Source organism: Arcobacter sp. YIC-80 (genome assembly GCF_044841725.1).
Lineage (GTDB): Bacteria > Campylobacterota > Campylobacteria > Campylobacterales > Arcobacteraceae > Arcobacter_B.
The window spans coordinates 209,170-233,617 of record NZ_JBJBSI010000003.1 but is presented as its reverse complement, the minus strand read 5'-3'; the positions used below and the strand labels follow the sequence as shown (position 1 = coordinate 233,617).

Genomic DNA, 24,448 nt, shown 5'->3' with positions numbered 1-24,448 from the left:
TATGAAAAGATTATTAAGTTTATCACTAGCAGTATCAGCTATATTTGCATTAAGTGCTTGTGCAAAGACTCCTTCAGCTCCTGAAATGGCTTCTAAAATTGATATAGAAAAAGTTTGTAATGTTGAAAAAAATGGTATTAAAAATGTTATTGAAACAGCAAAAAAATATAATGCCATTGCTCAAAAAGAGGGATTAGAATTTAGAAGATTAGGTGTTAATAACTCAGCTATTATTGTTTCTGTTGAAGAAGCTATTAAAACAAATGCAAAAGAAGTTAACCCTAAAACTTTTAAAGGTAAAAAATCAAAAACAAAATTAGAAACAAACTTTGCTGCTCACAGAGCTTGTAAATTTGCTATAAGAGCTTTACAACAAGCCCACGAAGCAAAATCAACTTGGAAATTAGCACAACCAGGTGAAGGTTATAAATACTAATTTAAATTTTAAAACACTGTTTTAAGAGTCAAGATTTTTATCTTGGCTTTTTTTTGTGATATGAATTATTAAATATTATTAATTAATAAAAAACTGGAGAATAAAATGACATTTTTTAAAAAGACATTATTAGCAACAGCTATTACTACTTTGTGTATAACAAACTCTTTTGCAGAGGGTGAAAGCTCAAAGTTTGTACCAATTTCAAAGGGTGTTAAATCAATAGAAATGAATTTAAATGGTGAAAAGTTTACTCTAATGAGAAATCAAAAATCAGGAAATTTAATTTCTGAATTATACAATACTACAAATAGAGGTGCTCCTCAACCAATTCAATTAGCAAAAGGTGTTGAAACTGTTGGTGAGTTGGAATTTATTGAATATATGAAGAAAGCACAAACTGATGATTCTATTGTAATTTTAGATTCAAGAAAACCAGGGTGGCATGCTAAATTAAGAATACCAGGTTCTGTAAATGTTCCTTTTACAAACTTTGACTCAAAAGAAACTTCAATTGAAATGATGGAAGATGAAATGGGTGTGGTTGAAAGAGAAGATGGTACACTTGATTTTTCTAAAGCTAAAACAATTGTAGCTTATTGTAATGGCTTTTGGTGTGGACAAACTCCTGCAATGATAAAAAATGTTAAATATTCTTTATTAAACATGGGATATCCAGCACACAAAATTAAATATTATAGAGGTGGAATGCAAGCGTGGACTTCTTTTGGTTTCACAGTAGCAGGTTCAGGAAAATAAACAATAAAAGGTTAATAAATGAGCAAATTAAGTAGAAGAGAATTTGTATACATGATGGCTATGCTAGGAGCTGCACCAGTATTTGCTAATTCACATACAAGAATGACAGATACAAATAAACTAGAAGATTATTATAAGTTAAAACCATTTGGTAATGCAAGATTTATGCACATGACTGATTCTCATGCACAACTTTTGCCAGTTTACTTTAGAGAGCCTAGTGTAAACTTAGGGTTTCATGGTAATTATGGTAAGCCTCCACATATTGTAGGTGAAAAACTGCTTGATTATTATGGAATAAAAGGTAATAAAAGATTAGAATATGCTTATTCTTGTGTAAATTTTGAGAAACATGCTAAAGCTATGGGCAGAACAGGTGGTTTTGCTCAGATTAAAACTGTAGTTGATTTTCTAACTAATTCATTTGGTAAAGATAAAACTTTATTATTAGATGGTGGAGATACTTGGCAAGGAAGTGCAACAGCTTTATATACAAGAGGTCGTGACATGGTTGGTGCTATGAACCTACTTGGTGTTGATGTTGCAGTAGGTCACTGGGAGTTTACATATAAAGCTTCTGAAGTTCTTGAAAATGTAAAATTATTAGATGCTGAGTTTTTAGCACAGAATGTTAAAGTAAAAGAAGACTCTTTGTTTGAAGGAACAGCAGAAGCTTATGATGAAGATACTGGTCATGCATTTAAACCTTATACTATTAAAAAAATGGGTAATGCTAGAGTTGCTATTATTGGTCAAGCCTTCCCTTATACAACTATTGCTAATCCACAAAGATTTATTCCAGATTGGACTTTTGGAATTAATGATGAGGGAATGCAAGAATTAGTTGATGAAATAAGAGAAGAAGAAAAACCAGATGCCGTGATTGTTCTTTCTCATAATGGTTATGATACTGATAAGAAAATGGCTGAGGTTGTAACAGGAATTGATTTTATTATGGGTGGTCATACTCATGATGGTGTACCAGAAGCTTATCCTGTTAAAAATGAAGCAGGTGTTACTTATGTTTGTAATGCAGGTTCAAATGGTAAGTTCTTAAATGTTCTTGATTTAGATATTCAAAATGGAAAAATTAAAGATTTTAAATTTACACTATTACCTATTTTTTCTGATTTAATTCCAGAAGATAAACAGATGAAAAAATATATTGAAGATGTAAGAGCTCCTTATTTAAAAGAGTTAACAAGAGAAATAGCAACTACTGATGAAACATTATTTAGAAGAGGTAACTTTAATGGTTCTTGGGATCAAATTATTTGTGATGCCCTAATGGAAGTTAAAGATGCAGAAATATCTTTATCTCCTGGTTTTAGATGGGGAACATCTGTAATTCCAGGTCAAGCGATTACTTTTGATGATTTAATGACTCAAACTGCTATGACATATCCAGAAACTTATAGAAGAGATATTTCAGGAAAAGATATTAAACTAATTTTAGAAGATGTTGCTGATAACTTATTTAATGAAGATCCATTTTATCAACAAGGTGGAGATATGGTAAGAACAGGTGGTATTTCATATAGAATTAATCCAACTGCAAAAATGGGAGAGAGAATTTCTGATATTCAGTTAACTAGAAATGGCTCAAAATTAGATCCAAGTAAAAAATATTCTGTTGCAGGATGGTCTACTGTTGGTGCAAAATCACCAGGTGAACCGGTATGGGAAACAGTTGAAACATATTTAAAAAATGTAAAACATATTCAAAATTTAAAAGTTGATACTCCTGATATTATTGGAATAAAAGGTAATCCAGGAATTGTTTAATCAATAAAAGTATAAAGAGTTTTCTTTATACTTTTTTGATTTAATAAGTAGCTTTAGGGCTATTTATTAAATTGAAATGAGGAAAAGTTATGAGAATATTATTAATATTTTTATTTATGATTAATATTTTAAATGCAGATTATAATAAAGGAAAAGAAATATTTGATAACAAATGTGCAAGTTGTCATAAAGGATATATCTCTTTTTCAAAATTAAAAGAAAATTATTTCCAAAGGAATAATAAATTATTAAAACTTGAAATACCAACTGTAAATATGTTAGCTTGGGCAATAATGGAAAGCTCAAGAAAAATAGGAGATCCAAATGATCCTGAAATGAGAGTAATTGAAATAGAAGAGTATTTAAAAGAGTATTTAGGAAATCCAGATCTAAACAATAGTATTTGTGATTCTCATGTTCTTAAATATTATAAAAAGAAAGAGCCGATGAAAATTACAGAAGAGGAAGCTTCTAATTTAGCATATTATTTTATGGATTATAAAAAAAATAGATTAAAAAATAGTTCTTCAAAAGTAAAAGTTTTAGATAAAAAATATAATGAAAAAGAGTTATTAAATCAAGCACAAAAAGAAGGAAAGCATTTTCTAGTTTATGCAACATCTCAAAGTTGTTATTTTTGTAAGAAAATGAAAAAAGATGTCTTAGATTTAGAGGAGATTCAAGAAAAAATAAATGATGATTATATTTTCTTAGAAGTTGATGTTGATTTTGTGAGTTTACCTTTTAATTTAAAAAAGAAATTTAAAGGAATGACCCCAACGTTTTTTGTTTTAACACAAGACGGAGTACTTTTAAATATTTATCCAGGGGCATGGGTAAAAAAAGATTTTATTGAGATTTTAAAGGAAAATCTATAATGTCTTTAGGAAAAGTAGTTGAAATATTTAGTGCAAAAAAAGAGCAAAGTGGTTTACCTAGACCAAGGGTTGAAAGTTTAAATCTTATAAAAGATTATGGGATTGAGTTTGATAAGTTTGCTTTAAAAGATTTAGATAGTACTGTTATGATTGTAGGTGTAAACTCTTATGAACTTGCCAAAAAAAATAATATAAGTTTAGAATATGGGAGTTTAGGAGAAAATATTTTACTTGATTTTAATCCACATGATTATAAAGTTGGAACAAGATTTATTGTAGAAGATGCAGTTTTAGAAGTTACTCAAAAGTGCACGATCTGTAATCATTTATCAGTATTTGGTAAAAAATTACCACTTATAATAAAAGACTGTAGAGGTTTATACTGTAAAATAATAAAAAGTGGTATTATAAAGAAAAATATGTTAGTAACAAAAAATTAAAGGAATGTATATGAAAAAGATATTGTTAGTTTTATTTATAAGTGTATTTGTTTATGGAAAATCAACTTTTAATGATCCTCAACCAACTTTTGATAATCCAAGGAAAGTTGCAATTCAACTTTATGATTCAGAATTAAAAAAAGTAAATCATAATCTTAGTACTATTTATAATATTTTAAAGGAGTACCCAGCTGAGTCTTTAAAAGTTGTAGTAATTGCTTATGGAAATGGAATAAGAGCTTTAAAAAAAGATTATGATAAAAAAACACTTACAAGAATTAATTCATTAATGGAGTATGATGTTGAATTTATTGTGTGTAAAAATACAATGGAAACTATGAAGTGGACTAAAGATGATTTTATTGAAGATGTTGATTATGTTCAAGCAGGAATTGTAGAATTAATTGAAAGACAAATTGATGGTTATACAGGAATAATTGCATATTAATTTAAAGGAGTTAAATATGAAATTTGAGAAAATTTTAAAAATAACAGTTTTTTTTGTTTTTATGTCAGTTTTAGCTTATGCTAATAAGACTAAATGTACAGCAAAAGGTAATAATTATATATATGTTGAAAATGAGTGTCTTGAATTAGCAGTTGTTAATGCAGAAGATAGTGAGTCTTTAAATATTATTCTTCATGGTACATGGGATAGAGGTACAAATACTTTAGGAAGATATGCTCCCTTTGTTGAAACTTTAAATCTAATTACTGATTATACAACAGTAGCAATTTCTTTACCTGGTTATTCAAACTCTACTTCTAATATATTTCCTGCTTTAGATAATGATAAAATTAAAAATTTGGCAGCTAAAAAAGAGTATATTTTATTTGTTTCAAAAGCAATTGAAAAACTAAAACAAAAATATAATGCCCAAAAAGTAAACTTTATAGGTCATTCAGCAGGTGCTATGATAGGATCAACTATTCTTGGTTTAAAACCTGAATTAATAGATAATATAGCTTTGGTTGGAGGAAGATATAATATTCATGAAGTAGCAAATAATAAAGAACTTATTTCTGCTATTGATGTGATTGATAATATTTCAAAAGATACAAATATTTTACTTATATATGGAACAAAAGATAAAATCTCAAAACCAGAAGTGACAAAAGAGTTTTATAAAATTGCTAAACAAAAAGGTTTAAATGTTAAGTTAATTGAAGTTAAAGATGGTGTACATCTTGATTTAGATATGACTGATTCATCTGTTGAAGCAATTACAGAATTACTTGATTACTAAAAATCCTTTCGGATTTTTTTATTTTATGGGATATTTATATGGATAAAAAAACACAAATTGTATTTAACTTAAATAATTTTTTATTAGGTATTTCAAATGCAATTGATTATACATCAAAAGAGTACCTTAATGTATCTTTAGGGCATTCAAAAAGAGTTGCTTATGTAAGCTTAATGATAGCAAATGAATTGAAACTTTCAAATGAAGAAAAATTTGATTTGTGTGCTTATTGTTTGATATCAAATATTGGTTTATATGAAGCAAAAAAAATATCAGAAGAGTTTTGTCTTTTAAATGAATCTTATGCTAGTAAATTGCCTTTTTTAAACTCAAATCATGATATTTTAAAATATAGTCATGAAAAGACAGATGGTTCAGGTATCTTTGCTTTAAAAGATGATGAAATTCCTTTGTTTTCGCAGATAATATCTTTTGTAAGTACATTAGATATCAAATTTGATTTATCAAACAATAGTATTGATAATATAGAGAAAATAAATGATTTTATAAAATTAAATCAAGGAGTTTTATTTAAAAAGGAGTTTGCACAGTATTTTTTATCTTATTCAAAAAAAACAAGTTTTTATTTAGACTTACAAAATGAAAATGAGATACTTTTTTATATATTTTCTAATCTTTTAGATTATTCTAAAGTTTTAAATTATGATGAACTTCTATCTATTACTTCAATTTTTGCTAATTTAGAATCAAAAAATAGTCAAATTTTATTGTTATTAGAGAAGCTTCTTGAATATTATGATTTTGAATATAAAGATAAAATGACACTTTTAATTGCAGCTTCTTTATGTAAAATAGGTAAATTTACAGTGCCTAGTAAAATTTTAAATAAAAAAGATAAGTTAAGTAAAAGTGAGTATGAAATAATAAAGGCATATCCTTATTATAATAAAAAATTTTTAAGTAATATTATAGGATTTAATGATATTAGTATTTGGACAAGTAAGGTTCAAGAAAGGTTAAATGGAGAAGGATATCCTTATTCTTATATGGCAAAAGATTTAAGTTTAAAAGAAAGAATCTTAGCATGTATAATTATATATGATTCATTAATAACTAATAAATCCTATAGAAATTCATATAGTCACAAAAAAGTTATTGATATTATGTATAAAATGTCAGAAAGTGGTAAAATAGATTTATCTATAGTAAAAGACTTTGAAAAAATATTAGAATAATATATATACATACTTGACTTTTTATTGCTTTAGAAGCTATTATAAACTAGTTTATTTTAAGGGTTGAGTATGTTTTTAAATCTTACGATAAAAGCTAAGCTTTTATTATTAGCACTATTTACAATTTTAGTTGTTTCAAGTGTAGTTGCAGTTGAATCAATACTGTCTATAAAAAGATTTTCATCGCAAAATATTGAAGAGTATTCAAATGAAGCTTTTTTGAAAAAAGAGAAAGAACTTAAAAATTATGTTTCTCTTGCTATGAAAACAGTAGATGCTTACTACAAACGAACATCAATAGAAAAAATAAAAGATGAAGTACAAGATCAATTAAAAAGTCAAACTGATTTTATTTTTACTATTCTTAATGGTGAATATGAAAAATACAAAAATACACTTTCAAAAGAAGAACTCGAAAATAGATTAAAATCAATAGTTCAAAAAGCTAGATATGGGGAAAATGGTTATTTTTGGATAAATAATATGGAAGCAGTAATAGTAATGCATCCTATTAAACCACAGTTAAATGGGAAAAATCTTTATAAATATAAAGATAAGGGTGGAAAAGAAATATTTAGAGAATTTGTTGAAGTTGCTGAAAAAAGTGGTAAGGGTTTTGTAGATTATGTTTGGCCAAAACCTGGTTTTGAAAAGCCACAACCAAAAGTTTCTTATGTAAAATTATTCAAACCTTTTAATTGGGTTATAGGAACAGGATCTTATGTTGATGATGTATCACAAAAAATTAAAGAAGAAGCTTTACATACAATAAATAAAATGAGATATGGTAAGAGTGGATATTTTTGGATAAATGATACTTCCTCAAAAATGATTATGCATCCTATTAAACCTACTTTAAATGGAAAGGATTTAACTAATTTAAAAGATAAAGATGGAAAATATTTTTTCCGTGAGTTTGTTGAAATAACTAATAAAAACAAAGAAGGAGGACTTGTCCCTTATCTTTGGCCAAAACCAGGTTATGATAAACCACAAAAAAAATTTTCTTATGTTCAAAAGTTTGAACCTTGGGGATGGGTTATTGGAACAGGTGCTTATGTTGATGATATACAAGCTGATATAATAGCAATGAAAGAAAAAACAGCTAATGAGATAAATGATATTATAAAAGGAATTATGATTTTTTCTTTAGTTGCTATAATTATTATGTATTTAATTTATTCATATTTTGTAAGAAAAGCAATTGTAAATCCAATTAATAACTTAGAAAATGCAATTAAAAAAATGAGTGATCATAATAATACAAATGAAGAAATTAAATTAACATCTAATGATGAATTCGGAAAACTTGTAATAAGTTTTAATAAATATATTAGAAAATTAATTGATCAAGCCTCAGAGGACTCAAAAGTTATTGAAGAAGTTGATGACGTTATAACAAAAGTTAATAATGGGTTTTATGTTTATAAAATAGAAAAAAGTTCAGCAAATCCTCAAATAACTAAGTTAAGAGATTCAATTAATAATATGATAGATAAAACAAACGAAAACTTGATAGAGTTAAATAATATATTGATTAAATATGGAGGTTCAGACTTTAAAATTACAAATACTAATAAGCATGCAAATGGAATTATAGGTTCTATTGAATCTAGTACTAAACTTATAGGTAGAAGTGTTTCAGAGCTTTTATCTATGATCACACAAAGTGGTAAAAAGCTTAATAAAGATACAAAAGTTTTATCAAAAAGTGCGACAAATTTATCAACATCTGCAAATCAACAAGCAGCATCATTAGAAGAAACAGCAGCAGCTGTAGAAGAAATTACCGCAATTATTAAGTCAAATGTTGAAAAAGTAAATCAAATGTCAGGTCTTGCGTCACAACTTCATGATTCATCTTCTCAGGGGAAGAATTTAGCTTCACAAACAACTAAATCAATGGATGAAATTGATGAACAAGTAAATTCTATTAATGAAGCAATTACTATTATTGATCAGATTGCATTTCAAACAAATATATTATCTCTAAATGCAGCAGTAGAAGCAGCAACAGCAGGTGAGGCAGGTAAAGGGTTTGCAGTAGTTGCACAAGAAGTTAGAAATTTAGCAAATCGAAGTTCAGATGCAGCAAAAGAAATAAAAGAAATAGTAGAAAAAGCAACTCAAAAAGCAAATGAAGGTAAAGACATTGCCAATAATATGATAAGTGGTTATAGTAATTTAAATGAAAAAATAAATGAAACTATTAGTTTAATTAAAGATGTAACACAAGCAAGTAGTGAAGAGGAAAGAGGTATTGTTCAAATAAATGATACTATAAATGATTTAGATAAAGCTACACAAGAAAATGCTAATTCAGCAACTACAATTAGTAATCTTGCAGTTGAGGTTAGTTCTCTTTCTGATAATTTATTAAAAATGGCAGAGCGTGCAAAATTTGATGAGTATGAAAGTAGTGAATTATCTGATATAGATTTAGTATATAAAATTTCAGAATTAAAAAATGATCATATTAAATTTAAAAATGAAAATTTTGAAAAAGTTGGAACTACTAAAAATTCATGGAAAGTAAAAACATCAAATGAGTGTAAATTTGGGAAATGGATACTTGAAGAAGAATCTAAAAATAGAAGTTTTACAAAAACATCAAATTGGATAGAGTTGAAAAAAGAACATCATAAAGTTCATGCTTTAGTTCAAGAATATGTTGATGTAAATGCAACTGATTCAATAAATAATAATAAATTAGAAGAAATAGCAACAAATTTAGAAGAGTCAATGAATAAAGTATTCTCTCATTTAGATCAAATAAAAAAAGAAAATAATGATAATAATACACTGAATAAGGATAATTCTTTAAGTACTTCATCTTCTTCAAATGATTGGGAAAGCTTTTAAAAGCTTTCTTGATTTTAACTTTTATATTTATGGCAAAATTCGCTATAATTCCAGATTTTAGAAAATATATATAAATGATAAATATTATTAAAGGAATTTTATGAGCGAAAAAGTAGAGCTACTTTCCCCCGCAGGGAACTTAGAAAAATTAAAAATTGCTATTAATTATGGTGCTGATGCAGTTTATGCTGGTGTTAGTCACTTTAGTTTAAGAATTAGAGCTGGAAAAGAGTTTACATTTGAAACTTTTAAAGAGGGAATAGATTATGCACATGCTAGAGGTAAAAAAGTATATGCAACTATTAATGGTTTCCCTTTTAATAATCAAATAGATTTACTTAAAAAACATATTGAAAAAATGGCAGAAGTAAAACCTGATGGTTTTATTGTAGCAGCACCTGGAGTTGTTAAACTTTGTAGAGAAATTGCACCAGAGATTGATGTTCACTTATCAACTCAAGCAAATGTACTTAACTATTTAGATGCAAAAGTATTTTGGGACTTAGGTGTAAAAAGAATTGTTGTAGCAAGAGAAATCTCTTTAAAAGATGTTAAGCAAATTAAAGAGCATTTACCTGATATGGAAATTGAAATTTTTGTACATGGTTCTATGTGTTTTGCATATTCTGGTAGATGTTTAGTATCTGCTGTTCAAAGTGGTAGAGTTCCAAATAGAGGTTCATGTGCAAATGATTGTAGATTTGAATATACACTTTATGCAGAAAGTACAAATCAAAATACACTATTTAGATTAGAAGAAGAACCAGGTGTAGGAACTTATATTTTCAACTCAAAAGATATGAACTTAGCTTCACATATTAAAGAGATTTTAGATTCTGGTGCAGTTGATTCTCTTAAAATTGAAGGTAGAACAAAATCACCTTACTATGCAGCAGTTACAGCTAATGCATATAGAGAAGCTATTGATGATTATTATGCAGGAGAATTTAAACCTGAAAAATATCAAAGAGAACTACATACTACTAAAAATAGAGGCTTCACTGATGCTTATTTAGTACATAGACCATTTGAAAAAACAACTACACAAAACCATGAGTATGCATTATCAAAAGGTTCTTATGAAGTAAGTGGATTAGTAACAGAAGATGAAAGTCATTTTATGTGTAAATATAAAATTTATCCAGGTAATGATGTAGAGATTTTTGCTCCAAGAGGCGTGCAAATTCAAGAGTGTGAAAATGAAATAGGAAAAATCTTCAAAAAAGAAGATGGTATTTATTATGTAAACTTTAATAAGATTTTAACTGAAACAAATAAAGAATTAGCTTCTGTTCATAGTGGAAACACAAATAAAATTCAATTACCAGGAAAACTACCTTATTTAACAATGTTAAGAGTAGAAAATACAGAAGAAGTATAGTTTTTAATAAATGATTTTTTTTAGAGTTACTCAAAATATTAATGTCAAAACAACAGATGGTAGTTTAATTAAGTATTTTAAATTTAAAACACCATCTAATCTTAATAATGAGACAGCATATATTACTACTTATGATGATTTTGAAGATTTAAAAATGGTTTTTAAAAATGTAGATGAAAAGCTGTATAAAGCTAGACTTCTTATTGAAGATAAAATAAGAAGTTTAGAGGATTTTCCTATTGAATTAGGAATATCAAATAAAAATGAGTTTTTAAAATTTTCGAAATATAAACAAATAAGTAATGAATATTTTATTAATGATAAAAAAGAGATTGAAACTTTTTTACAAAGTAGTGAATATGTTGATTTAAAAAAACAACTTATTATTAAGAAAAACAAAATAAATGTAGCTTTTATTGGAACTATGGGTGATACAATAGGACAAATGCTTTGTTCTTGTAGTGCACTTAGAGTTTTTTATAATAAATTAAAAGAAGTTTATGATGAGGTTTTATTTGATGTGTATTTAAATGCTTCAAATAATACTTTTTTTTCTAGGGATAAGCAAATATATTTAAACCAAGATTTTATAAATAAAGTTTATCCATTAAGCTTAAATGTAAAAAGATTTTGTACCTATGATTATTTTGTTGATAATAGTATGGTTAGTAAACATTCAAGCTATTATGATGTGCTAAATTGGACTGATGCTTGGTTATATAAATTTGGTATAAATTATAAAAAAGTTAATGTTTTAGAAAAACATAATCAAATAAATATTGATAAGTTTATAATTGATTTTAAATTAAAAGAAAAATTAACAGCTTTAAAATCAAAAGGAAAAATTCTTTTATATCATCCTTATGCAGCTGATATAAATAAATCTATTCCACAAGAATTTGCTTTAAAAATATTAAGAAAATTACTTAAAAAATGTGAAGATTATACAATTATTACTACTTTAAATATAGATAATAAATTTAAAGATGATAGGCTTGTAAATCTAAATAAATATTCAAAAACTTTTCAAGATTTAGTTTATATTATTTCTTTTGCAGATAAAATGATAACTACTCATACTTCAACAATGCATATAAGTGATGCTTTTATGATTCCTACTGTAGTTATTTCTACAAGTCAAAGAATAGAAGAAGAAATTAAATATTATGATTATGTTAAAGCAATAAGAATTCAAGATAAATCAAAGAGTATGTCTAAATTTATTTTTGAAAATGAGTCTTTAACTTTTTACAAATTCGAATCTTGGAAAAAGCTTAAAATATCTAAGATTATTAAACTATTAGAAACATTTTGATATAATCTACAACTTTATGAAAGTAAACTATATATTTTAAAAACTTCAAAAATATATATAGTTTACTTCTTTTAAAATATACAAGAATAAATAATCAAAAGCATGGATGTAGTAAAGTAGAAAATTTTATTATTAGATCTATGGTTTTGAAAATTTAAGAGTTAGGAAATAAATTAATGGTTACATTTTCGCAAATTCTATTAAAATTACAAGAGTTCTGGGCTAATCAAGGTTGTAATATTGTTCAACCTTATGATATTCCAGCAGGTGCTGGTACTTTTCATCCAGCAACAGTTTTAAGGAGTTTAGATTCAACTCCTTGGTCAACTGCTTATGTAGCACCAAGTAGAAGACCAACGGATGGAAGATATGGAGAAAATCCAAATAGATTAGGTGCTTATTATCAGTTTCAAACTTTAATAAAACCAAGTCCTGATAATATTCAAGATTTATATTTACAGTCATTAGAATATTTAGGTTTAGATTTATCTAAACATGATATTAGATTTGTTGAAGATAACTGGGAATCTCCAACTCTTGGTGCTTGGGGTCTTGGATGGGAAGTATGGCTTGATGGTATGGAAGTAACACAGTTTACATATTTTCAACAAGTAGGTGGGCTTCCTTGTGATCCTGTTGCTGTTGAGATTACTTATGGTACAGAAAGACTTGCTATGTATTTACAAGGTGTAGATTCTGTATTTGATATTGTATGGAATGAAAATGCTCATGGAATTACAACTTATGCTGATGTACATAAAGAAGATGAGTATGAATTTTCAAAATATAATTTTGAAGTAGCAAATGTTGATATGTTATTTAGACATTTTGATGATGCTTTTAATGAATGTAAATCTTGTTTAGCTCAGGGACTTCCTCTTCCTGCTTATGATCAATGTATGATAGCTTCTCATGCATTTAATACATTAGATGCAAGAAAAGCTATTTCCGTTACTGAAAGACAAAACTATATTTTAAAAGTTAGAGAATTAGCACAAGGTTGTGCGGTTTTATATAAAGAACAAGAAATTCAAAGATTAGAAAAAGTTGATAGTGAAGCAGCTAAAAAAGCTTTAGCTAATTTAAAAGAAACAAAACCAGAGCTATTTGCATAAGGTAGACATTTGAAAGTAAAAGATATTTATAACTATTTAAATGAATTATCTCCTTTTGAATTACAAGAAAAATGGGATAATTCGGGTTTATTAGTAGGTTCAATGGTAGATGAAGTTAAAGAAGTACATATTAGTATTGATTTAGATGAGTCTTTAGTCGAACAAATTAAACCTAATAGTTTAATAATAACACATCATCCATTGATTTTTTCAGGTTTAAAAAGAGTTAATTTTGATTCTTATAGTACAAAAATCTTGAAGCAATTAATAAAAAAAGATATTGCATTAATTTCTATGCATACAAATATTGATAAAACTCATTTAAATAAGTATGTAATAAATCAAATCTTAGGATTTGAGGTTTTAAATACTGATGAATTTATATCTTATGCAAATATAGATATGAGTTTTGAAGATTTAGTGAAGTATGTATCAAATAAATTAAATCTAAAAACAACAAAAGCAGTTAAATGTAGTAAACACATAAAAAAAGTTGCTATTGTTACAGGTGCAGGGATGTCTTTATTAAGTGAAGTTCAAGCTGATTGTTTTCTAACAGGAGATATAAAATATCATGATGCTATGGAAGCAAAAGCTAGAGGAATTTCATTAATTGATATTAGACATTATGAGAGTGAAAGATTTTTTAGTGAACTTTTAGAGTCACTACTTTCAGAATATTTGAAAAAAAATGAATTAAAAGCTATAATAATAGCTTCAAAAAATCCATTTGAGTTTTTTAAACAAGGAGAAACGGTTGAATAAGTATTTACAGGATCTAATCAAGTTATCAAAATTTGATAAAGCAATTAGTATGTTTGAGCCTAAAATTGAAAATGAAAAGGCAAAATTAGCAACATTTATTGAAACAGCAGAGTCAATTAAAAAATCAATAAATGATATATATTTAGAAATTGATGAAATTAAATCTAAAAGAACAAAAAACAATATTCATTTAGCAGAATTAAAAACTAAATTAGAAGATATTGCAAAGAAAAATAAAGATGTACAAACTGAAAAAGAGTTAAAAGCTTTACAGTTAGAAGAAGAAATAGCTAAAGAGCAAATTTCATTTGCAAATGAAGAGATTGAAAGACTTGATACTTTAGCAAGTGCAAAAGAAGAAGAACTTAAAGAACTTCAAGAAAAATTAGCTGAAGAAGAAGAATCTATTAAAGATATTCAAGTTGCAGTTGATAATACAATTGAAGAAATTAATAAAGAAAGAAATGTAGTTTATCAAGAAAGAAGTGAATTATTAGAGAAATTTGATAATAAAATTCTAACTTTCTATGAAAAAATTAAAAGATGGGCAAAAGACTCAGCTGTAGTTCCTGTAAAAAAACAAGCTTGTTACGGATGTTATATGAAAATCAATGACAAAACGTATGCAGAAGTAATAAAATCAGAAGAGATTATCAACTGTCCACACTGTGGAAGAATTCTATATAAAGAAGATGAAACTGAAGAGGCTTAATTTTGAGCCTTTTTAGTATATTCTATTATTTTATACTTTCAATAGTATATATACTTGCATTACCTTATTTATTATATAAATCAAGAACATCTAAATACAAAGTAGCAATTCCCGCAAAATTTTTTTTAAAACAAAATAAGAGATTTAATGAAAATGGTATATGGTTTCATTCTTGTTCTATGGGTGAAACAAAAGCTCTTAAACCATTGATTGATATTTATTTAGAAAAAGCTAATATATCAGTTATTACTAATACTGGTTATGAGGAAGCAAAAAAATCAACTTCAAATGTAAGATATTTACCTTTTGAAATATTTTTACCTTTTTGGATAACTAAACAAAAAGTTTTAGTAGTGATGGAAGCTGAACTTTGGTATATGCTTTTTTTATGTGCAAAAGCAAAAGGTGCAAAGACTTTTTTAATAAACGCAAGAATTTCAGATAAATCTTATAATTCTTATAAAAGATTATCTTTTTTATATAAAAAAATTTTTGAAAATATTGATAAAGTATTTGCACAAAGTCAAATTGATAAGGAAAGACTAGAGAGTCTAGGTGCAAAAAACGTAGAAGTAATAGGTAATATAAAATTAGCTCAACTTCCAAAAGTAAATAATATATTTGAAAAACTAGATGTAAATGTTATTACGGCTGCAAGTACTCATGAAAAAGAAGAAGAGTTAATTCTTAAAGCTTATAATAAGTCACAAGGTAAACTTTTAATAGTTCCAAGACATCCAGAAAGGTTTGAAAAAGTAGATAAGTTAATTAAAAATTTTATAAAAGATAAAAAATTAACTTATAATAGGTTTTCAACAAAACAGGATTTTAAAGCTGATATAATATTAGTTGATAAAATGGGCATACTAAATGAGATTTTTGCAATATCAAATATTGTGATATTAGGTGGAGCTTTTGAAAAAATAGGAGGACACAATCCTATTGAACCAGCATACTTTGGGTGTAAAATAATTAGTGGAAAAAATATATTTAATCAAAAATCACTTTTTGAATGTGTAAAAAACTACTATTTAATTGAAAATAAACAAATAGGTGAGTATCTAAATAAATTAGATACTTTAGAAAAAGCAGAATTAAAAAAAATAGGCTCAATAGAGCCTATAATAAAGGAAATAAATGGCAACTTATGATAAAGCATATAAAGTATTAGCAAAACAAGAAAATATCTCTAACTCAAAAGCAAAAGATTTAATCGATAAAGGTTTAGTAAGAGCTGAGGGTAAAAAAGTAATGATTGCAAGAGGTGAAATTAGTACTAATACTAAATTTACTGTAAAGCATCCAGCAGAAGTTAAAGTAATCTTTGAAGATGAAAATATTATTGCAGTTGATAAACCAGCATTTTTAACAGCAGATGAAGTGTCAAAGAAGTTTAAAGAAGCAATACTTTTAAATAGACTTGATAAAGAAACATCAGGAGTAATGATGTTTGCTAAAACAGAAGAATTTAGAGTAAAAGCAATAAAAGAGTTTGCAGCAAATAGAGTATATAAAGAGTATGTAGCAGTTGTAGATGGTAGAGTTATTGATGAAATAGAAATTGATAAACCAATTTTAACTACAAGAGAAAGAAAAGGTAGCGCAAAATCTAAAATTGATATGAAAAAAGGAAAACCTGCTAAAACAACTGTTTATCCAATGCTTGTAGAGGGTAAAAAATCAAAAATAAAAGTTCTTATAGAGTCAGGTAGAACACATCAAATCAGAGTACATTTAAACTCAGTTGGTTTACCTATTATTGGTGATTCTGTATATGGAAAAGCAGCACCTAATATTAATAGAGTATTGTTGCATTCTAAAAAAACTAAAATTTTCGATTATGAATTTGAAGCAAAAGAACCTAGAGAATTTAATGTGTATGAATTTAATTAAAAATTAAGCTTCAAAAATACTCTTTAATAATATAAAAGCCCATTTTTTGGGCTTGAAGTGATTTGGAAAAAAACTTTAATCTAAAAAAAAACTTAAATTAATTAAATTTAATCTTTCTTGAAGTATTAAAAAAGTATAATCCACAAAATTTAAAATCATGGAGTTTCATTTTGTTTGATTCAATAACCGGTTCAATAAGAAATGCTGTTAATAAAATAAGACATAAAGATGATGCTGCTTCATTAAAGAAAGCAGTAACAGAATTAAAAAAATCTTTATTGAAATCTGATGTACATCATAAAACTACAAAAGAATTAGCTGCTGCTGTTGAACTTGAAACAAAGAAAAATGGAATAGGGCAAGACTCTTTTTTAAATGCTTTAAAAGATGAGTTAACAAAACTTTTAACTACAGAAGGTAATCAAGGTTTTGTATTTTCAAATACTCCTCCAACAACGATTTTAATGACAGGATTACAAGGGTCTGGTAAAACAACAACTACAGGTAAATTAGCAAACTATTTAAAACAAAGAAAGAAAAAAGTTTTAGTAGCAGCAGCTGACTTACAAAGATTAGCAGCGGTTGAACAATTAAAACAAATTGCTGCACAAGTTGAAGTTGATATTTACTTTGATGATAATGAAAAAGATCCAGTACAAATTGCTATTAAAGCCCAAGAAAAAGCTAAAGCTGAACATTATGATGTATTATTAGTGGATACAGCAGGTAGGCTTGCTATTGATGAAGAGTTAATGACACAATTAGACTATGTAAAACAAGCAGTGAAACCTGATGAAATTTTTTATGTAGCTGATTCTTTAACTGGTCATGATGCAACAAAAACAGCAACTACTTTTAAAGAAAAAATTGGAATAGATGGTGTGATTCTTTCTAAGTATGATGGTGATACAAAAGGTGGGGTTGCTTTATCTATTGCACATCAAGTAGGAGTTCCTTTAAGATTTATAGGTATTGGTGAAAAAATGCCAGATCTTGAAGTATTTATTCCAGATAGAATTGTGTCAAGGCTAATGGGTGCAGGAGATATCGAAGGACTTGCTGAAAAAACATCAGCTGTTATTGATGAGAAAAAAGCAAAAGAAGTTACTAAGAAGATTAAAAAAGGTGAATTCAATTTTAATGATTTCTTAGATCAATTATCAATGATGTCTAAGTTAGGTTCTATGAAATCAATTATTGGAATGATCCCTGGCTTATCTGCTATGGCTGGACCTTTAAAAGATATGGACTTTGAAAACTCAGATGAAATAAAAAGAATTAAAGCTTTAATTGGATCAATGACTCCAAAAGAAAGAGAACAACCAAGTTTAATGAACGCTTCAAGAAAGAAGAGAATTGCTAAGGGTTCTGGTTTGACAGAAATGCAAATAAACAAAATATTAAAGCAGTTTAAAAATGCTTCAAAAATGGCTAAGAAACTTTCATCTAAAGGTGGTATGAAAGGACTTCAAAATATGATGTCTCAAATGGGACCTGGTGGGATGCCAAAAATACCAAGATAAAAACATTTTATAGTATTGAATTGTGAACTTACGAAGAGATTAGAATTCAATACTATTATAAAAAAATTAAAGGAATAACATGACAGTAATTAGATTAACAAGAATGGGTAGAAACAAAAAACCATTTTACAGAATCGTTGTAACAGACTCAAGAAAAAGAAGAGATTCAGGATGGATTGAATCAATTGGTTACTTCAACCCAGTAGTTGAGCCAAAAGTATTAAAATTAGACGAAGAAAGATATAACTATTGGTTAAGCGTAGGTGCTAAACCTTCTGAAAAAGTTAAAAAATTAGCAGCTAAATAAGTTATTGAGATAAGTAATGATTATTAAATTTATAGAAAACTACGCAAAATTAATTGTTAGTCAACCCGAAGATATTAAGGTTTACAAAGAAATGGTTGATGATACTTTTGCGGAGATTACAATAGTAGCAAATAGTGTTGATATTGGAAAGCTTATTGGAAAAAATGGAAATATGATTAATGCTTTAAAAACTATGGCAAATGGTTGTAAAGCAAAAGATGGTGTTTCATATAAAATTCAAGTAGTATCAAAGTAGTTTTCTATGAATGATAAGATTTATGTAGCAAAACTTGGTAAAGCTGTGGGTCTAAAAGGTCAATTAAGACTTTTTATAGACTCAGACTTCCCTGAACAATTTAAAAAAGGTTCACAATTTATAACAAATAAAAAAATAAACTTAACTGTTAAAGAATATAACTCAAACAGAGAACTTGTTTTATTTGAAGGTTATGAAGATGTGGATACTGCAAAAAAACTTACTAATCAGGAACTATTTTCAACAATTGAACAAACAAGAGAAAACTGTAAATTAAAAGAGAATGAGTTCTTTTGGTTTGATTTAATATCTTGTAAAGTAATTGAAAATGGTTTAGAATTAGGTGAAGTAATTGAGCTTCATAGATATCCAGCTAGTGATTATTTAGAAGTTAAAACATCAAAAGATTTAGTAGACAAAGATTTACCTAAAACATTTTTAATCCCTCATTTATTTGATACATATATTTTAAATGTAGATGTAGAAAATAAAATTATTGAAGTTAAAGATTCAATGGTAATATTAGAAAACTCATAATTAAGAGCTTACTAATAATTACATCTTTTATCAAACTCTTCTTTCGTTAGTTCAACTTCATAGGCATTAGAAAAATTTTCTTCTATTAATTTATTATAAATTTCATTTCTTTTATTATTATCAAAAAATGGTCCAAAATATATTTCTATATTATTGAAATCATCTCTACAAAGTAATACATCATTATGTATCATCAAAATTTTATCTAAATAGTCTTTGTATAACTCACCTTTTATTTTAGCAACATTAATAAGGTTTACAAATCCTGAGGGGCTAGGTTTTTCATTATTCATGGGTTTTGTATCTACTTGAACATTATTAATTACATCTTTTTCTGATTTTTCTTGTTCTTTTTTGTTCTCTTCATGTTTTATAGTATTCTCTATTTCCATTTGTGCAAGAATAAGTTTTTCTCTTTTTACTTCTAAAATTTCTTTTTCTCTAAGCATTTCTTCTTTTAATGATTTTGCTTGTTCTTTTAGTATCTCAAGTTCATTTTTTTGATTTTCAAGCTGTTCTTTTTTAGCTTGTAATAATTGTTTTTCTTTTGTCAACTGTTCTTCTTGAAGAGCAAGTTTTTCTTTATACTCTTTTTTCTCTTTTTCAAGAATTTGTTTTTGTTCATCAATTTTATCTAAAGCTTTTTTTTCTAAAATATTTTTATTTGTTAGCTTTGATAATTCTTTATTTAAGTTATCAGTATTTACATTTTTTAAACTAAATTTATATTCATTCTTAGGTTCTATATTTTTTGTTTGGACTTTTTTAGGAGTTATAGGCTCTTTTTTAGGCTCTTCTGGATCAAAAAAACCTATTAGATATAGAATTAGTCCAATAACTAAAGTTACAAGTAAAAATCCTATAACTCCAAAAAGAATTAATTTAATTTTATTGTTTTCTGTTTTCTTTTTAAAAGTAGGTTTTTCATCTTTTTGAGATGCTTCATTTTCTATTTTAACTGACTCTTCAGCTGAAGCATCATCATTATTTTTGTCTGAATCATTTTGTGTACTATCTTCATCTAGTGTTAATTCTAATTCTTCTTCTTTTACTTCTGCCATTAGTCACTCTTTTTTGAATATTTTCTTTTTTCTTTTTGTTTTGCTAATATTTTATCTTTGTTTTTTTGATAATATTGGCGTCTATACTCTCTTAGCTCTTCTTTTTTCTTTTCTCTATACTCTTTGTCGTATTCTAATCTTTTTTCTTTATTTTCTTCGTAATACTCTTTTTTCTTATTTTTATACTCATTTATTTTAGCAACAATTAATTCTTTTCTATCATCAACGTGAGCTTTTTGTACTTTAGCTATTTCTTTTATTTTATTTGTAAAATTTAAGTCATTTAATTCATCTTCATAATCAATGACTTTTCTTTTCTTTTTTGCTTTATTTTTTAAGTAGTATTCTCTTTTTTTTCGTTTATGAGCTAAAAATTTTTCTTCTCGAAGTTTTTTTAATTCATCTAAATCCATTTCTTAATTATTTACCTATCTTTTTAGCCTATTTACTGTATCAAGCATACCATCAGTTGTAGTAATTGCTTTTGAGTTAGCTTCATAAGCTCTTTGAGCTGTAATTAAGTCTACCATTTCATTTACTAATTTTACATTTGATAATTCTATCATACCTTGTCTAGTATTACCAAATTGTTCTGTAGTTGGATTTCCTGTTACTACAGCACCAGAAGCTTCTGTTTCTCTAAATAAAGATTCTCCCATTGGAGCTAAACCAGCAGGATTTATAAAATCTGCAATTTGAATTTGTCCTAAATTAACTATTTCTTCTGTTTGTGGATTTGTTGCAGTTACTGTTCCATCTTTACCTATTGTTAATTTTGTTACATTATCTGGAACTACAATTTGAGGTGATAAAGGATATCCATTACCATTTACTATTGTACCTTCTGAATTTAATTTAAAAGTTCCATTTCTTGTATAAGCTGTTTCTCCATTTGGCATTGTAATTTGGAAAAATCCTTTTCCTTCAATTGCAATATCTAAAGGATTTGAAGTTAATTTTAAATCACCTTCTGTAAAGTTTTTTTGAACTCCTGAAATTCTAACACCTAAACCAACATCAATACCTGTTGGATTTAATGTAGTTTGAGATGTTTGTCCTGCTGTATAGTTTAATGTTTCGTACATAAGATCTTGAAATTCAGCCCTGTCTTGTTTAAATCCAGTTGAATTAACATTGGCGATATTGTTTGATGTAACATCAATTTGATGTTGCATTGAATTCATTCCTGTAGCAGCAGTATAAAGTCCTCTTATCATGGAATTTCCTTTAGAGTTTTAGATTCTAATTATTATATTTTAAGAACAATTAAAAAAAGATAAATTTATATAGTTATTTATGACTTTAGATTAAGTGGATATTTAAAACAAATTATATATAATAATCGATAATTGAATATTAATAAAGATTTAAAGGGTAGTATGATGAGAATTCTAATCGTTGATGATAGTTCTACTATGAGGAGAATTATTGGAAATGTTGTAATGCAATTAGGTTATGCAAAAGAAGATTTTGATGAAGCTGAAGATGGTGTAAAGGCTTGGAAACTTTTAAGCGAATCTAATTACGATGTAATTTTAACTGACTGGAATATGCCTAATATGAACGGTTTAGATTTAGTTAAAAAAGTAAGAGCAGAAGGTGCTCATCAAAAGACTCCTATAATCATGATTACAACTGAAGGTGGGAAAGGTGAAGTTATTACAGCTTTAAAAGCTGGAGTAAATAATTATATTGTAAAGCCATTCAATGCAGAAGTCTTAAAAGAGAAGCTTGATGGGGTATTAAAAAAATAAATAATAAGGCATTATTATGAGTATGAGCCAAGAAGAAATTGAAGCATTAATGAATGGACTTGATATTTCTGATGATGAAAATGAATCTTCTGAATCAACTGATACAACTGTTGATACAAGTGAAATTGATGAGTTAATATCTCAAACACAAAACGAAGAAGAGTTAGAACCTAATCCAGTTTTAGAAGAAGTAAATGATTCAGTAGAAGAATCATCTACTAATATTGAGGAAGAACCAAAAGTTGAAGAAATGCTTTCTTTTGATGAAACTGAAACAAGTGATACAGTTGATAATGATGACATTGATGCGTTATTAAAAGATTTGGAAGCAGAAGGTTCTTCACAAGAAGGTGAAACGGAAATTTTTGATGATTTAGAAAATAATTCATTATCAGAAAATTCAAGTGATGATTTTGATGACATTATGTCTCAAATAGATGGTATTACAGAAGAAACACAAAGTACTAATGAACCCGTACAAGTTAAAGAAAAAGTAGTTGAAGAAGATATTAATGCAGACAAAATAGTTAAAGATTGGACTGATACTAAAATAAATGAAGGAGTAATTCCTTTGCCTGCAGAAAAAGATACAAAAGTAGTAAGTCAACTTAATCAAGTTGCAAATGATTCAGAAGAAAAAGTTTCACAAATATTTGATGTCTTAAGTCTTAGTTTAGATAATAATAATGCTTTTAGAACAAAAGTTTCTGAAATGGATGAGCTTTTAGTTTCTCAAAATAAGCTTTTAATGTCTTTACATGCAAAATTCCCAAATATTGAAATTTTTAAATCAAATATTGAAAAAATAGAAGAAGTTAACAAAAGTTTAGAATCTATGAAATCAATAATGAATGAAGAAGATATGAAAATATTTGAAGCAATGGAACTAATGCAGTTTAATGATATAAATAGGCAAAAAATTGAAAGAGTAATGTCTGTTATTAGAAAACTATCATTGTACTTAAATAATTTATTTGAAGATGAATATACAGATCAAGAAATTGCAGTAGCTAAACATATTCATGGAGATGAAGGTGAAGTACTTATTGGTGAAGATTTAGATAAATTAATTGAAGAATTTGGAAAGTAAGGAAATTTAATGAATCAAGGAACATACCCTCTTGCAGCATCAATGATTAATCAGATAAATAGATTAGACCAAATAAGTAATAATCTAGCAAATGTTAATACAAATGGTTTTAAACAAGAAGGAACAACTGAAACTACATTTAACTATTATATGCAAAGAGCAAAGAATGAAGGTTTTACTCCATCAAAAATTAATGAAGTTACTAATAATATTCCAAAAATTGATTCAAAATTTATAAATGGTGAAATGGGTCCTATTACACCAACAGGTAATAATTTAGATTTTGCGTTAACTCAGCCAGATACATTTTTTAAAATACAAAATCAAAATGGAGATATTGTTTATACAAGAGATGGAGCTTTTAAAAATTTTGATGGCTTTTTAGTTGATTCAAATGGAAATAATGTATTAAATCCTGATAATGAACCCATCTTAGTAGAAGAGGGGTTCGAGAATAATATTGGAGTTGCTCAAACTCCTTATTCAAACCTTCAAAAACTTGGAGATAATACATATAAACTAAAAAATGATAATGATCTGATTTTATTTGAGAATTCTGATGGTTTATTTCAGCAAGGTGCAATTGAGAAATCAAATGTAAATTCTGTTACAGCAATGGTTGAATTAATAGATGCACATAGAAGGTTTGAACAATCACAAAAAGCAGTTTCAAGCATAGATGAAATTAATTCTAAAGTAATTGATAAAATAGGAAATAATACTAGATAATGGAAGCAAGTAGCGTAACAAATACTCTTTTCGCACATTTAAATTTTAGAGGTGAAAGACAAAAGGTAATATCTAGTAATATTGCTAATATAAACACACCAAACTATAAAACTAAAGAATTAGTTTTTGAAGATGAATTAAATAAGACAGTTAAAGAACCAAGATTATCATTAGCACAAACTAATGGACAACATTTATCAAATATTAATCATAATAAAAATGTTCCTAACCCTAGATTAGTACAAGTAAAAGGTCTTGAAGAACAAAATGATGGAAATAATGTCAATTTAGATACACAAATGGGTGAAATGTCAAAAAATAAAGTTATTTTTGATGCCCTGCAGTCAGCAATAAAAAAAGATTCAAGACTTTTTAGATCAGTTATAGAATCGTCAGCTAAAAATTAA

The 24,448-nt window shown here is 26.8% G+C and carries 27 protein-coding genes; 24 read left to right on the top strand and 3 right to left on the bottom strand.

Features of this window, described 5'->3' with window-relative positions:
- Window position 1 precedes the first annotated feature (1 nt).
- The 20 genes from ACH5BK_RS06690 (at window position 2) to rimM (ending at window position 19,407) form a co-directional block, all read left to right on the top strand.
- The gene (locus ACH5BK_RS06690) at window positions 2-436 is read left to right on the top strand and encodes a hypothetical protein (RefSeq protein WP_404305715.1); all 435 of its coding nucleotides are present in this window, start codon (window positions 2-4) and stop codon (window positions 434-436) included.
- A gap of 105 nt (window positions 437-541) precedes the next feature.
- Complete coding sequence (locus ACH5BK_RS06685) at window positions 542-1,195, top strand: rhodanese-like domain-containing protein (protein WP_404305713.1); 654 nt, start codon at window positions 542-544, stop codon at window positions 1,193-1,195.
- An 18-nt stretch (window positions 1,196-1,213) separates the two neighbouring features.
- On the top strand, window positions 1,214-2,980 hold the full coding sequence (gene soxB / locus ACH5BK_RS06680) for a thiosulfohydrolase SoxB (RefSeq protein ID WP_404305712.1): 1,767 nt from the start codon (window positions 1,214-1,216) through the stop codon (window positions 2,978-2,980).
- Window positions 2,981-3,069: 89 nt separating this feature from the next.
- Complete coding sequence (locus ACH5BK_RS06675; protein WP_404305710.1) at window positions 3,070-3,858, top strand: thioredoxin fold domain-containing protein; 789 nt, start codon at window positions 3,070-3,072, stop codon at window positions 3,856-3,858.
- The gene (locus ACH5BK_RS06670; RefSeq protein WP_404305708.1) at window positions 3,858-4,298 is read left to right on the top strand and encodes an MOSC domain-containing protein; all 441 of its coding nucleotides are present in this window, start codon (window positions 3,858-3,860) and stop codon (window positions 4,296-4,298) included. Before ACH5BK_RS06675 ends, ACH5BK_RS06670 begins: the two co-directional genes overlap by 1 nt.
- A gap of 10 nt (window positions 4,299-4,308) precedes the next feature.
- A complete protein-coding gene (locus ACH5BK_RS06665) occupies window positions 4,309-4,746 on the top strand; it encodes a DsrE family protein (RefSeq protein WP_404305706.1) in 438 nt (145 codons plus the stop codon).
- A gap of 16 nt (window positions 4,747-4,762) precedes the next feature.
- Window positions 4,763-5,545, top strand: coding sequence for an alpha/beta hydrolase (locus tag ACH5BK_RS06660; protein ID WP_404305704.1), 783 nt, complete (start codon window positions 4,763-4,765; stop codon window positions 5,543-5,545).
- Between the two features lie 38 nt (window positions 5,546-5,583).
- A complete protein-coding gene (locus ACH5BK_RS06655) occupies window positions 5,584-6,741 on the top strand; it encodes an HD-GYP domain-containing protein (RefSeq protein ID WP_404305702.1) in 1,158 nt (385 codons plus the stop codon).
- Window positions 6,742-6,810: 69 nt separating this feature from the next.
- Window positions 6,811-9,603, top strand: a complete 2,793-nt coding sequence (locus tag ACH5BK_RS06650; RefSeq protein WP_404305700.1) for a cache domain-containing protein — start codon at window positions 6,811-6,813, stop codon at window positions 9,601-9,603.
- A 100-nt stretch (window positions 9,604-9,703) separates the two neighbouring features.
- Window positions 9,704-10,984 (top strand): peptidase U32 family protein, encoded by a 1,281-nt coding sequence (locus tag ACH5BK_RS06645; protein ID WP_404305698.1) that lies wholly within the window; start codon window positions 9,704-9,706, stop codon window positions 10,982-10,984.
- A gap of 10 nt (window positions 10,985-10,994) precedes the next feature.
- Complete coding sequence (locus tag ACH5BK_RS06640) at window positions 10,995-12,299, top strand: hypothetical protein (RefSeq protein WP_404305696.1); 1,305 nt, start codon at window positions 10,995-10,997, stop codon at window positions 12,297-12,299.
- Between the two features lie 176 nt (window positions 12,300-12,475).
- Window positions 12,476-13,414 carry a glycine--tRNA ligase subunit alpha gene (glyQ, locus tag ACH5BK_RS06635; RefSeq protein WP_404305694.1) on the top strand — a complete coding sequence of 313 codons (939 nt, stop codon included), beginning with the start codon at window positions 12,476-12,478 and terminating at the stop codon, window positions 13,412-13,414.
- 9 nt (window positions 13,415-13,423) lie between these two features.
- Window positions 13,424-14,179, top strand: a complete 756-nt coding sequence (locus ACH5BK_RS06630) for a Nif3-like dinuclear metal center hexameric protein (protein ID WP_404305693.1) — start codon at window positions 13,424-13,426, stop codon at window positions 14,177-14,179.
- Window positions 14,172-14,891, top strand: coding sequence for a zinc ribbon domain-containing protein (locus ACH5BK_RS06625; RefSeq protein ID WP_404305691.1), 720 nt, complete (start codon window positions 14,172-14,174; stop codon window positions 14,889-14,891). Before ACH5BK_RS06630 ends, ACH5BK_RS06625 begins: the two co-directional genes overlap by 8 nt.
- A 2-nt stretch (window positions 14,892-14,893) precedes the next feature.
- The gene (waaA, locus tag ACH5BK_RS06620; protein ID WP_404305689.1) at window positions 14,894-16,042 is read left to right on the top strand and encodes a lipid IV(A) 3-deoxy-D-manno-octulosonic acid transferase; all 1,149 of its coding nucleotides are present in this window, start codon (window positions 14,894-14,896) and stop codon (window positions 16,040-16,042) included.
- A complete protein-coding gene (locus tag ACH5BK_RS06615) occupies window positions 16,029-16,784 on the top strand; it encodes a pseudouridine synthase family protein (protein WP_404305687.1) in 756 nt (251 codons plus the stop codon). Before waaA ends, ACH5BK_RS06615 begins: the two co-directional genes overlap by 14 nt.
- Before the next feature lie 170 nt (window positions 16,785-16,954).
- Window positions 16,955-18,307, top strand: a complete 1,353-nt coding sequence (gene ffh, locus ACH5BK_RS06610) for a signal recognition particle protein (RefSeq protein ID WP_404305685.1) — start codon at window positions 16,955-16,957, stop codon at window positions 18,305-18,307.
- A 79-nt stretch (window positions 18,308-18,386) separates the two neighbouring features.
- The gene (gene rpsP, locus ACH5BK_RS06605) at window positions 18,387-18,614 is read left to right on the top strand and encodes a 30S ribosomal protein S16 (protein ID WP_404305683.1); all 228 of its coding nucleotides are present in this window, start codon (window positions 18,387-18,389) and stop codon (window positions 18,612-18,614) included.
- Between the two features lie 16 nt (window positions 18,615-18,630).
- Window positions 18,631-18,870: a KH domain-containing protein gene (locus tag ACH5BK_RS06600; protein WP_404305681.1), complete on the top strand. Its 240-nt coding sequence runs from the start codon at window positions 18,631-18,633 to the stop codon at window positions 18,868-18,870.
- 6 nt (window positions 18,871-18,876) lie between these two features.
- Window positions 18,877-19,407 carry a ribosome maturation factor RimM gene (rimM, locus tag ACH5BK_RS06595; protein ID WP_404305679.1) on the top strand — a complete coding sequence of 177 codons (531 nt, stop codon included), beginning with the start codon at window positions 18,877-18,879 and terminating at the stop codon, window positions 19,405-19,407.
- 11 nt (window positions 19,408-19,418) lie between these two features.
- On the opposite strand, the gene ACH5BK_RS06590 is transcribed toward rimM, so the two are convergent.
- Genes ACH5BK_RS06590 through flgG form a run of 3 tightly spaced genes read right to left on the bottom strand, consistent with a single transcriptional unit; the run spans window position 19,419 to window position 21,685 of the window.
- A complete protein-coding gene (locus ACH5BK_RS06590; RefSeq protein WP_404305677.1) occupies window positions 19,419-20,468 on the bottom strand; it encodes a coiled-coil domain-containing protein in 1,050 nt (349 codons plus the stop codon).
- Window positions 20,468-20,881, bottom strand: a complete 414-nt coding sequence (locus ACH5BK_RS06585; RefSeq protein WP_404305675.1) for a hypothetical protein — start codon at window positions 20,879-20,881, stop codon at window positions 20,468-20,470. Before ACH5BK_RS06585 ends, ACH5BK_RS06590 begins: the two co-directional genes overlap by 1 nt.
- 15 nt (window positions 20,882-20,896) lie before the next feature.
- Window positions 20,897-21,685, bottom strand: coding sequence for a flagellar basal-body rod protein FlgG (flgG, locus tag ACH5BK_RS06580; RefSeq protein ID WP_404305673.1), 789 nt, complete (start codon window positions 21,683-21,685; stop codon window positions 20,897-20,899).
- A gap of 165 nt (window positions 21,686-21,850) precedes the next feature.
- Here flgG and ACH5BK_RS06575 point away from each other — a divergent pair, with 165 nt between their 5' ends.
- The 4 genes from ACH5BK_RS06575 to flgB are packed head-to-tail and all read left to right on the top strand — an operon-like array spanning window position 21,851 to window position 24,448.
- Window positions 21,851-22,222 (top strand): response regulator, encoded by a 372-nt coding sequence (locus ACH5BK_RS06575; protein ID WP_404305671.1) that lies wholly within the window; start codon window positions 21,851-21,853, stop codon window positions 22,220-22,222.
- Window positions 22,223-22,238: 16 nt separating this feature from the next.
- Window positions 22,239-23,312: a hypothetical protein gene (locus tag ACH5BK_RS06570; RefSeq protein ID WP_404305669.1), complete on the top strand. Its 1,074-nt coding sequence runs from the start codon at window positions 22,239-22,241 to the stop codon at window positions 23,310-23,312.
- A gap of 9 nt (window positions 23,313-23,321) precedes the next feature.
- On the top strand, window positions 23,322-24,041 hold the full coding sequence (locus tag ACH5BK_RS06565; RefSeq protein WP_404305667.1) for a flagellar hook-basal body protein: 720 nt from the start codon (window positions 23,322-23,324) through the stop codon (window positions 24,039-24,041).
- Window positions 24,041-24,448, top strand: coding sequence for a flagellar basal body rod protein FlgB (gene flgB / locus ACH5BK_RS06560; protein ID WP_404305665.1), 408 nt, complete (start codon window positions 24,041-24,043; stop codon window positions 24,446-24,448). The genes ACH5BK_RS06565 and flgB overlap by 1 nt, the downstream gene beginning before the upstream one ends.

Coding starts and splice junctions, on each gene's coding strand:
- ACH5BK_RS06690 (WP_404305715.1), top strand. CDS start 2: ATGAAAAGATTATTAAGTTTATCACTAGCAGTATCAGCTATATTTGCA.
- ACH5BK_RS06685 (WP_404305713.1), top strand. CDS start 542: ATGACATTTTTTAAAAAGACATTATTAGCAACAGCTATTACTACTTTG.
- soxB (WP_404305712.1), top strand. CDS start 1,214: ATGAGCAAATTAAGTAGAAGAGAATTTGTATACATGATGGCTATGCTA.
- ACH5BK_RS06675 (WP_404305710.1), top strand. CDS start 3,070: ATGAGAATATTATTAATATTTTTATTTATGATTAATATTTTAAATGCA.
- ACH5BK_RS06670 (WP_404305708.1), top strand. CDS start 3,858: ATGTCTTTAGGAAAAGTAGTTGAAATATTTAGTGCAAAAAAAGAGCAA.
- ACH5BK_RS06665 (WP_404305706.1), top strand. CDS start 4,309: ATGAAAAAGATATTGTTAGTTTTATTTATAAGTGTATTTGTTTATGGA.
- ACH5BK_RS06660 (WP_404305704.1), top strand. CDS start 4,763: ATGAAATTTGAGAAAATTTTAAAAATAACAGTTTTTTTTGTTTTTATG.
- ACH5BK_RS06655 (WP_404305702.1), top strand. CDS start 5,584: ATGGATAAAAAAACACAAATTGTATTTAACTTAAATAATTTTTTATTA.
- ACH5BK_RS06650 (WP_404305700.1), top strand. CDS start 6,811: ATGTTTTTAAATCTTACGATAAAAGCTAAGCTTTTATTATTAGCACTA.
- ACH5BK_RS06645 (WP_404305698.1), top strand. CDS start 9,704: ATGAGCGAAAAAGTAGAGCTACTTTCCCCCGCAGGGAACTTAGAAAAA.
- ACH5BK_RS06640 (WP_404305696.1), top strand. CDS start 10,995: ATGATTTTTTTTAGAGTTACTCAAAATATTAATGTCAAAACAACAGAT.
- glyQ (WP_404305694.1), top strand. CDS start 12,476: ATGGTTACATTTTCGCAAATTCTATTAAAATTACAAGAGTTCTGGGCT.
- ACH5BK_RS06615 (WP_404305687.1), top strand. CDS start 16,029: ATGGCAACTTATGATAAAGCATATAAAGTATTAGCAAAACAAGAAAAT.
- rpsP (WP_404305683.1), top strand. CDS start 18,387: ATGACAGTAATTAGATTAACAAGAATGGGTAGAAACAAAAAACCATTT.
- ACH5BK_RS06600 (WP_404305681.1), top strand. CDS start 18,631: ATGATTATTAAATTTATAGAAAACTACGCAAAATTAATTGTTAGTCAA.
- rimM (WP_404305679.1), top strand. CDS start 18,877: ATGAATGATAAGATTTATGTAGCAAAACTTGGTAAAGCTGTGGGTCTA.
- ACH5BK_RS06590 (WP_404305677.1), bottom strand. CDS start 20,468: ATGGCAGAAGTAAAAGAAGAAGAATTAGAATTAACACTAGATGAAGAT.
- ACH5BK_RS06585 (WP_404305675.1), bottom strand. CDS start 20,881: ATGGATTTAGATGAATTAAAAAAACTTCGAGAAGAAAAATTTTTAGCT.
- flgG (WP_404305673.1), bottom strand. CDS start 21,685: ATGATAAGAGGACTTTATACTGCTGCTACAGGAATGAATTCAATGCAA.
- ACH5BK_RS06575 (WP_404305671.1), top strand. CDS start 21,851: ATGAGAATTCTAATCGTTGATGATAGTTCTACTATGAGGAGAATTATT.
- ACH5BK_RS06570 (WP_404305669.1), top strand. CDS start 22,239: ATGAGTATGAGCCAAGAAGAAATTGAAGCATTAATGAATGGACTTGAT.
- ACH5BK_RS06565 (WP_404305667.1), top strand. CDS start 23,322: ATGAATCAAGGAACATACCCTCTTGCAGCATCAATGATTAATCAGATA.
- flgB (WP_404305665.1), top strand. CDS start 24,041: ATGGAAGCAAGTAGCGTAACAAATACTCTTTTCGCACATTTAAATTTT.